Consider the following 9,165-nt stretch of genomic DNA (forward strand, 5'->3'; position numbering starts at 1 on the left):
CTTGCTTTCTAACCGCTTTAACAACCTCATATTTACCATCTGCCTCAGCATACATATTTTCAAAGAAATTGTTGCCTCTTTCAGTTGGTGATATTATCATACCGCTAGCAAGAATGTCTGGTGCAACAACAAAACCATTCCTCACTGCATTAGACAAATCAATGATTATATTATTCCGATCGCCTAAATCACGCAGTGTTGTAAAACCTTTCTTTAAGTTATCTTGAGCAAGACTCGCAGCTCTAAGTACCCTGAAGGCATCTGATTGTGTATTCTCTTGCCATGTGTCCATGCCGCTAAGGTCTAGGTGAACGTGTGCATCAATAAACCCAGGAAGAACTGTTTTCCCATTAACATTGATAATTTCTCCTGTAACGGCTGATCCAGCAGGTAAAATATCTGCAATCCTGTCCCCATCAATTACAATGTCTGCAAAATCGCCTTTAAAGTCTGGTGTAAGTTCTTCAAGTACTCTTGCATTTTGTAAAACTAATATAATAGCACTCCTCATCTTTTTATTTATAATCTATTTATACATTTTCCAATCTGTTATAGTATTATGCTTCTGCGAATCTTTTATATCAAATACCAATATTTCCATTCTTTCTAACTCTATGTTACTGTATTTGCTGTTTTTCTTTTTTTCTCAAACTTCCCTAATATTGTATCAGAAAGAATAGCGAGTACTGTTGCTGGAATCGCACCAGCATATATTTTAACGTCTAATTGCAGACTAATCCCAGACATAATTTCTTTCCCTAACCCACCAGCTCCAACATATGGCCCTAAACATGCAACTGCAACTGCTACAACACAAGCAACTCGTAACCCAGCCATTATAAAAGGTATAGATAAAGGAAATTGCACTATAGTTAATAGTTGTAGTGGCGTCATACCAGACCCTTTCCCTGATTCTATAATACTCGCATCTACTTCTTTTATCCCAACATAGGTATTTCTAACTATTGGTAATAACGAGTATAATAATATTCCTATTACCATTGTTTTAAATCCTAATCCAAAATAAAGCATTAATATAGCTAACATAGCTAAACTCGGGATTAATTGAAGTATACTTGTTAAAGAAATTATGAATGATGCAAGTTTTTCATATTTTGCAGCAACAATGCCTAATGGTATCCCAATAATAAGTGCAAGCCCAATACCGTAACCTACCATTAATATCTGCTCAATTGTTAGAAAAAATAATTCAGTACTATTTTGTATCATATACTGACCTAGTTCAATAATGAAATCCATATTAATCCCCTTTTTTCTACTTTATAAGATTCTTTTTTTGTAAAAACTCTTTAGCAACCTCTTCTGTGCTACGCCCTTTAATATTTACTTCACGCATTAAAACCGTCATTTCGTCAGAGCTAATAAGTCCAACGATAGAGTCAAGAATTTTACCAACTTCTGGATACTCTTCTAACACTTCCTTTCTAGCAACTAAAGATGCATCATATGGTGGGAAGAATGCCTTATCGTCTTTTAACAGTTTCAAATCATTTTCTAAAATTTGTGGGTCGACTGTATATGCTGTAACAACACCTAAATCACCATTTGCAATGCCTTTATACATTAATGATAATGCCATCCCTTTTGTATCTCCAAATTTATAACCATATGCCTCTTGATAACCTTTATATCCATCATTTGCACGTTCAAGCCAAGTACTATCTGATCCTAATGTAAGTTTATCTGCATACTTCCCTAAATCTGTCATAGTATTGATCTTATTTTTTTCTGCAAAATCATTTTTTATAGCAATACCATATTGATTACTAAATCCAATGGAATCATACCATTTAATATTATATTTTTCCCCGAATAAATCTTGTGCTTGATCAATTGTCTTTTGTGCATCTGTTGAATATTCTACTTTATCTTCATCAAAATGATTATTATATACTTCTCCTGAATATAAGGTAGCAATATCGAAATCTTTTCTGTCAAGTGATGCGATTACTTGAGGACTAGCTGGAATATCTTCTGTTATATTCACTTGATGAATCGTTTGGTCTTCAACTAATTGCTTCACAATCTGTCCCATAATTTTAGGGTCCGTATACTCTTGTGCTCCATACTCAAATACATGCCCACCCGCTGTAGATTTGTTACTACTACATCCTGTAAGTGTAAGTGTCATTATAGCTAGTAAACTAGCAATTAATATTTTTTTCATAGTGGTAATTCCCCTTTTTTTATATAATTATTAGTTTTCAGAAATTCCTTTTTCTATTTTCCCTAAAAATAAATCTAATAGTAATGCAATAACAATAGCTAATATTGTTCCTGTGAAAATCATAAATTTATCGTTATAACCAATACCAGCTATTATCAAATCACCTAATCCACCAGCACCAACAAGAGCTGCAAGTGTAGTCCAACTAATAACGTAAATAGCAGTTATACGAATTCCAGACATAATATAAGGTAGAGCTACTGGCAATTCAATTTTAAACATTCTTTGATATGTATTAAATCCCATTCCTTTAGCAGCATCTATGATACTTGGATCAATTGATTGCACCCCAGTATAAGTGTTACGTAATAATGGCAAAAGAGCATATAAGAACAATGCTGCAACTGCAGGCTTAAAGCCTATTCCCAAAATAGGAATCATAATTGCTAATAATGCGATGGTTGGTATTGTTTGAAAAAAATTGGCTATGTTAAAAATAAAATTTATAACTTTCTTGTTCTTCATTTTTGTCATATATATGGCAAGCGGTACTGTCACCACTACAGCTAAAGCAATAACCACAAAAGATATAACCAAATGTTCGTAGGTATACCCTAAAATAGATTCATAGTTTTCCCCCAAATAGCTAAGGTAATCTGAGATGAATTCCATTTATACACCACCTGTCTTATTCTCATAACTTTGCTGTAGAGCCTTAAATAATTGGTCGTGGTCTAATACTCCAACTAAGTCATCCGATTCAGAAATAATCGGTATTATAGATGTCTTCATTTTGGTTATTTGTTTCATAACCATATTTATATCAATGTTTTCTAATAATGCTTTATCAGAAACGTTTGTTAACTCTTTTAATATACCTTTTGGACTTGCTAATGCAACATAGATACTTATTATTCCTACATATTTTCTTAACGCATCTATTACAGGAATTTCCGCTACATTATTACTAATCATAATCTCAATAGCTTCCGCTACAGTCTGTTCAGATGAAACACAGGGATATTCTACTTTGATAAATTCACTTAATGGTGGCAACGTTTTAGCGTTTTCTAGTCGTTCCACCCCAATAAATTCTTCAACAAAATCATTAGCCGGATTAGCTAATATTTCACTAGGTGAACCCTTTTGAACGATACGGCCATCTTTCATTAAAATAATTTGATCGGCTATTTTAATTGCCTCATCCATATCATGTGTTACAAAAATAATCGTTTTATTAATCTCTCGTTGAAGACGAATAAGTTCATCTTGTAGTTGCTCCCTCGTAATTGGGTCTAGCGCACTAAAAGGCTCATCCATAAGAATCGTAAATGGTTCTGCAGCAAGTGCACGTATAACACCAATTCGTTGTTTTTGACCGCCACTCAATTTAGAAGGGTAACGGTGTCGAAAACTTTTCGGGTCTAGATTTACCATATTTAGTAATTCATCAACTCTTTGTTGTATTCGCTTTTTATCCCATTTTAATAGTTTAGGTACAGTAGCTACATTTTCGTAAATATTCATATGTGGGAATAATCCAACATTTTGGATGACATATCCCATTTTACGTCTAAGTTCAATTGGATTGATCTGTTTAATGTCTTTTCCGTCTATTAAAATCTCGCCATCGGTAAAATCTGTCAATCTGTTTAGTAATTTCATTGTAGTTGTTTTACCGCAACCACTTGGCCCAATCAATACATTAATTTTTCCTTCTTCAAATGTAAGATCTATATCTTTTAAAGCTTGAAAACCATCATCATAAACCTTATTAATTTTTTTTAGCTGTATCAAAATTTTCCACCTTTCTCTCATAAATTGAATTGTTCCTGAACATCCCTCTTTTACCTGAATAATTTTTAAATTTTAAAAATTACAGATGGTTATATTACAGATGTTAAACGAAAACAAACAACCCGTTTTTGAAAGCAAGTTGTTAGTTATTATTTAATTAAGCCTATCATCTAACTAACCAAGAGTCAAACCTTGACTAAAACTGTCGAAATTCTTGTTAATCCGAAATTATATAGTAAAATCTGTCCAATTAATTAAATGTCAATGCATCTAAAGCAATTATATATTCCATGTTATATGTATACATTTTCTTATGTATCAAGTCCCAGACGTTCCTTTTGAGTTTTTCTATCTTCTGAAAGAACATGTCCAGCACTTTGGTCATAAACTGCTAAAGCTTCCATTATTGAAACCAAACAATTGTCTCGTAATGTTTCTAGTTCTCTTAAATCCTTTCCTTCTCCTTGCTCGGACGTACCTACCACCATTTTGTCTATAAGTTCATCAGTAAGTTCTGGCGCCTCCATGTGCGTCCATGGCAATTTTAGAGTAGGTCCAAACTGTTCCATAAAGTGTTTCATGCCTTTCTTTCCACCTGCGAGGTAGTATGTCATATTAGTTCCCATAACCGCCCATCTTAGTCCAGCTCCATAAGTTATAGCATCGTCAATTTCCTTTGTAGTTGCAATATCATCATTCACAAGATGCAGAATTTCTCTCCATAATGCCTCCAAAAGACGATCTGCTATAAATCCATCAATTTCATTTCTCACATGTAGAGGCTTCATCCCTACTATTTTATGAAATTCCATGGCATTTTCAATTGCTTCACCCGAAGTTTTTTCTCCACCACAAACTTCCACTAAAGGAAGAATATACACTGGGTTAAAAGGGTGAGCTACTATCAATCGCTCAGGATGCGTCATTTCAGCCTGAAGCTTTGAGGGAAGAAGACCAGATGTACTTGTACCAATTAATGCATCCGGACGAGCATATTTATCAATATCGTTTAATATGGCAATTTTTATATTTTCAACTTCAGGAGCACTTTCCTGAATATAATCAGCATTCTCAACAGCTTCTTTTAGATTCTTTGTAAATATAAGCTTTCCCTTTTTTTCCTCTGGAATCTGCACAACTCTTCCTAGTGCACTTTCGGCATTGTTTACAACTTCCATTAAAAGTGATTGTGAATCTGGACCTGGATCAGTAGCATAAACATCAATTCCTCTGTGAAGACATCTTGCAGCCCATCCCGCTCCTATTACACCTACGCCAACAATGGCTACAGTTTTAACTTCATTTCCTTTGATTAACATTTAAGCACGTCCTTTATTTTTGATTATATTAAATTAGCTTTAATTCTTTTCTTGCTTCTGCAGGTGTTAGTATCCTCGCGCCCATTCTTTCTAGGATTTCTCGTGCATTTCCTACTAATTCTTCATTAGTTGCAAACTGTCCCTTTCCTAAATAAATGTTGTCTTCAAGTCCTACGCGTACATTTCCACTCATTATAGCAGACTGAGCTACCCAAGACATTTCCTGACGCCCTAATGCAAAAGAACACCAATTGGCATCTCGTGGCAGTGCATTTACCATAGCTAATAAATTGCTTGTAGTTGCTTCCGCCCCATAAGGTACTCCCATACATAACTGGAATATTGGATTTGGATCTATAAGCCCTTCAGCTATAAGAGTTTTCGCCTGCCAAATATGACCAAGTTCAAAAACTTCAATTTCTACCTTTACCCCGACTGCCTGTATTCTTCTGGCTGTTTCACGAAGCATGTCCATAGTAGAAACATAAGCGGTGGTTGCATAGTTCATTGAACCGCAATCAAGCGTGCATATTTCAGGTTTTATGATTTCAATATGTCTAACTCTTTCAGCTACTGTAGCCATATCAGTTCCAACTCCACCTATTGAAGGATTAGTCTCATCTGGTACAAAGTCAGCTCCCATTCCTGCAGTAATATTAAGAATCATATCTACGCCTGATTCACGTATTAATTTGGATACTTCAATATATAGTTCTAAATCACGGCTAGATAGCTTGGTGTCAACATTTCTTACATGGATATGAGCTATTGCCGCGCCTGCTTTTGCTGCTTTAACTGCAGAGTCTGCAATTTCTTTTGGTGTAACGGGAACATGTGAACTTTTTAAAGCTGAATCCCCCGATCCTGTAATTGAACATGTGATTATTACTCCATTTTTCATTTTGCTTCACTCCTATTTTTTTGTTTATATTATTTGGTTATAACATAGGATAATAATTTCTAAGAAGAAATTTTATAATCTTAATTATTTTATAATCATGATGATTTTATATTCATGTTATCATTGTTCATATACTAAGTCAAGGTAAGCCAATGTATGAGGATATTTTATATACGTACTATTATAAGTTAGTCACATTGTATAAAATATTATCATCTAAGATAAAAAAGAGCTTCTAGCTCGTGAGTGTGTTCACGAGCTAGGAGCTCAAGTGTCAAAAATAGATACTAACTATCCGATGGTACTTTTGAGTATTTGAGAAATCCTTTATCAACATTTAATACTAATATTCCTGTTTCATTCAAATACTCAACATATGACTGTAGCATTCTTTCTATCAAAGCATACTTATATGTGCTTTTTACATTAATATTAAAGTATTTAATAACAGCCTTAAATATATCTTCCATTGTCATAGAACCCTCTATTACTGTAGCTATTGTTAATGCTCTATTCTTAAAAAAATCTATGTTATCCGTTATAAGTTTGGTAATATCATCATCATACATACCCTTATGTGCCACAATATATTTGCTATATTTTAAGTCATAAAGCTTTACTTTGCTTTTCAAATCCTCACTGAGTATGTATGCATAGGGCATTTTAGATCCTTCCATAACTTCATAGCTTATGAGGGCATCTGCTAAATATGCAACATCATCGGGGGTAGTAATGCCTATATGTGCAGGACTATGTCCTGGTGTATGAATAATATTAAATTTAGCGCCGCACACAGTTATACTGTCCTGGTTATCCGAAATCATAATATCAGTAACGCATACCATATCACCAAAGTGATCATTGACATCGGTTAATGTTTGGTTATTGTAATATAGTTTGAGACTTACTGCTGAGCTACAAATAAGCGCTTCGTACTCTGGCATAGCGATAATACAATTATATTTTTCCTTCAAATATGCATTATTTCCTACATGATCTACATGAGCATGAGTGCATAATATAGCAACTACCTTAAAGTTGTTTTTTTCCAAAAACTCATCTATTCCTTCTTTTTCTCCTTCTGCCCATCCTGAATCCAACATAATAATTTCTTTACTACTAATTTTGTAAAAAGGTATGTAAGTCATACCTGTATCAATTAAAAATGTATTACCTTTTACTTTTTTTATTTCCATATTACATATAGCGAAAGTGTGGATTACAAGTACACAAAAACGCCAAATAGTCACTTCCCTTCTTTGTATATTATTTTATTTTTATTATTATAATATATAGTTAAAAATAAAAATCACAATTATTTTATAATCATGATTATTTCAAGTTTATGTTATCATTGTTGTTTCAGTTAGTCAATCTAAGTGTATCTTTTTTACAAATAATATGATATGCTAATCGCGTTATATATAATAACTGTGATTAATGTTCTAATAGATTATATAAGGAAGGTAATAGGAATAAAATGAGTAATAAAAACGTAGCAACTTCTGATAAGAAAAGAATTCAAAAGAATAGAATAATGAAATATTTTATTGAAAGTGTTGAAAAAATAATTATAGATGATGGTATAGATTGTATTACAATACGTAAGGTAGCCGATCTTGCGGGATACAATAGTGCCACATTATATAATTATTTCGATAGTTTAGACCATTTGATTTTCATGGCATCCATGAGTCATTTGGAAGATTATCATTTGGCTCTTCCCTCATATACAAAAGATTGTACCAACGGCCTATCACTCTATATGGAAGTTTCAAGATGTTTCTTCAAATTCTCATATGCGGAGCCTGAAATTTACAAACGTCTATTTCTTCAGAATATAGATGATAAGTATAATGAGTATTCTCAGCAATATTATGAGATTTATCCTGAAAAAGGTTTATCATCATCCGAAATATTGGGTTCTGTATTTAGAAAAAGAAATCTATACGAACGAAGCATGACCATGCTTAATGGCTGCGTTACTAATGGACTTTTAGCTGATGGGTTTATAACCCAGGAAAATGCAGAAGAATACAATAATGTTGCACTTTTGATATACTTTGGAATGCTAACAAATGTACTTCGTAATGTTGTAGATGCAGAGACCGCTATCAATCAGTCCATGAAATATTATCGCAATGTTTTACTAGCTTATATTAAGCCTAAGTACATAGATATGGTTAAACAACTAAAAATTTAATCATAGTCCTCTTTGTTATAATGATGAATATCCTCAAATGAATTTCAATAAGTATAAGATGCCCTATATATCTTTTTCAACGAATTCGGTTTTGAGGTACATATGTAGTAATTAGCAAACAGAACTTGTTCACTTCGTTTCCAATCTCTGGAATGAGGTCTGACCCCATAGAAAAAACTGGGAACAGTTTCTTCTTGCTACTAATATAACTAACGATGACCCTATTATAACTGACAAAATAACTCTTGCCCATTTAAATGAATATCCAGATTATTATAAAAGGCTAGCAAAAATGGAAAAAGAGGCAGAAGAATTTTGGGGTGATAATTAATATAGTAATAATATTATATATCTATTGCAGGCTCCAAACCGCATAAATGATTAATTTTAATGGATACTCATTAAAATTAATCATTTACTTTTTGCCATTATTGCTCTGAGATATTTCTTCTTGTCATAACTAGCGTTTATATCTGTTACTTCAAACATAGGCTTAATTAGGAATCAGTACCAAAATATTTTTTAAGCATAATATATTGTAATATTATATTTTTTGGAGGGTTTATATGTATACCGAGTGTCCTTATTTCTATAACATGCTGAAATTTAATAAATATGTGCAGATGAACAATGAAATGATGTTTGCCAATATGAGGCGTTCTTGTAATAAAAACATATCTCGGGGAGAAATAAAAAATGAAATGAAACAGGCTTCTGAAGTACCCTTAGATGACAACAATATACATCTTGTATCAGA

The 9,165-nt window shown here is 33.0% G+C and carries 11 protein-coding genes; 3 read left to right on the top strand and 8 right to left on the bottom strand.

The window, feature by feature from the left end; all coding sequences use genetic code 11:
* The 8 genes from JJE11_RS08820 to JJE11_RS08855 all read right to left on the bottom strand — a co-directional run.
* Positions 1-511, bottom strand: a 511-nt coding sequence (locus JJE11_RS08820) for an amidohydrolase family protein (RefSeq protein ID WP_291634667.1), incomplete at its 3' end; no start/stop codon positions are given.
* A 101-nt stretch (positions 512-612) separates the two neighbouring features.
* Positions 613-1,260, bottom strand: coding sequence for an ABC transporter permease (locus tag JJE11_RS08825; protein ID WP_291634669.1), 648 nt, complete (start codon positions 1,258-1,260; stop codon positions 613-615).
* Between the two features lie 16 nt (positions 1,261-1,276).
* The gene (locus JJE11_RS08830) at positions 1,277-2,188 is read right to left on the bottom strand and encodes a glycine betaine ABC transporter substrate-binding protein (RefSeq protein ID WP_291634671.1); all 912 of its coding nucleotides are present in this window, start codon (positions 2,186-2,188) and stop codon (positions 1,277-1,279) included.
* 30 nt (positions 2,189-2,218) lie between these two features.
* Positions 2,219-2,860: an ABC transporter permease gene (locus JJE11_RS08835; protein WP_291634674.1), complete on the bottom strand. Its 642-nt coding sequence runs from the start codon at positions 2,858-2,860 to the stop codon at positions 2,219-2,221.
* Positions 2,861-3,985: a betaine/proline/choline family ABC transporter ATP-binding protein gene (locus tag JJE11_RS08840; protein WP_291634676.1), complete on the bottom strand. Its 1,125-nt coding sequence runs from the start codon at positions 3,983-3,985 to the stop codon at positions 2,861-2,863.
* A gap of 311 nt (positions 3,986-4,296) precedes the next feature.
* Positions 4,297-5,304: an L-carnitine dehydrogenase gene (locus tag JJE11_RS08845; protein ID WP_291634678.1), complete on the bottom strand. Its 1,008-nt coding sequence runs from the start codon at positions 5,302-5,304 to the stop codon at positions 4,297-4,299.
* Positions 5,305-5,332: 28 nt separating this feature from the next.
* Positions 5,333-6,205: a 3-keto-5-aminohexanoate cleavage protein gene (locus JJE11_RS08850; protein WP_291634680.1), complete on the bottom strand. Its 873-nt coding sequence runs from the start codon at positions 6,203-6,205 to the stop codon at positions 5,333-5,335.
* Between the two features lie 287 nt (positions 6,206-6,492).
* Complete coding sequence (locus tag JJE11_RS08855) at positions 6,493-7,401, bottom strand: MBL fold metallo-hydrolase (RefSeq protein ID WP_291634682.1); 909 nt, start codon at positions 7,399-7,401, stop codon at positions 6,493-6,495.
* A gap of 284 nt (positions 7,402-7,685) precedes the next feature.
* Here JJE11_RS08855 and JJE11_RS08860 point away from each other — a divergent pair, with 284 nt between their 5' ends.
* The 3 genes from JJE11_RS08860 to JJE11_RS08870 all read left to right on the top strand — a co-directional run.
* Positions 7,686-8,408, top strand: a complete 723-nt coding sequence (locus JJE11_RS08860; RefSeq protein WP_291634684.1) for a TetR/AcrR family transcriptional regulator — start codon at positions 7,686-7,688, stop codon at positions 8,406-8,408.
* A gap of 205 nt (positions 8,409-8,613) precedes the next feature.
* Positions 8,614-8,739, top strand: coding sequence for a DUF5661 family protein (locus tag JJE11_RS08865; protein ID WP_366927919.1), 126 nt, complete (start codon positions 8,614-8,616; stop codon positions 8,737-8,739).
* A gap of 235 nt (positions 8,740-8,974) precedes the next feature.
* The coding region (locus JJE11_RS08870; protein WP_291634686.1) for a hypothetical protein at positions 8,975-9,165 on the top strand (191 nt) is incomplete at its 3' end.

The sequence above is a fragment of the Clostridium sp. genome (assembly GCF_016650095.1).
Taxonomy (GTDB): domain Bacteria; phylum Bacillota; class Clostridia; order Clostridiales; family Clostridiaceae; genus Clostridium_AD.

What these genes read in the sequence shown, in the direction of transcription:
- JJE11_RS08850 (WP_291634680.1), bottom strand. Translation starts at nt 6,205, where the DNA reads ATGAAAAATGGAGTAATAATCACATGTTCAATTACAGGATCGGGGGAT.
- JJE11_RS08830 (WP_291634671.1), bottom strand. Translation starts at nt 2,188, where the DNA reads ATGAAAAAAATATTAATTGCTAGTTTACTAGCTATAATGACACTTACA.
- JJE11_RS08835 (WP_291634674.1), bottom strand. Translation starts at nt 2,860, where the DNA reads ATGGAATTCATCTCAGATTACCTTAGCTATTTGGGGGAAAACTATGAA.
- JJE11_RS08855 (WP_291634682.1), bottom strand. Translation starts at nt 7,401, where the DNA reads ATGGAAATAAAAAAAGTAAAAGGTAATACATTTTTAATTGATACAGGT.
- JJE11_RS08860 (WP_291634684.1), top strand. Translation starts at nt 7,686, where the DNA reads ATGAGTAATAAAAACGTAGCAACTTCTGATAAGAAAAGAATTCAAAAG.
- JJE11_RS08845 (WP_291634678.1), bottom strand. Translation starts at nt 5,304, where the DNA reads ATGTTAATCAAAGGAAATGAAGTTAAAACTGTAGCCATTGTTGGCGTA.
- JJE11_RS08825 (WP_291634669.1), bottom strand. Translation starts at nt 1,260, where the DNA reads ATGGATTTCATTATTGAACTAGGTCAGTATATGATACAAAATAGTACT.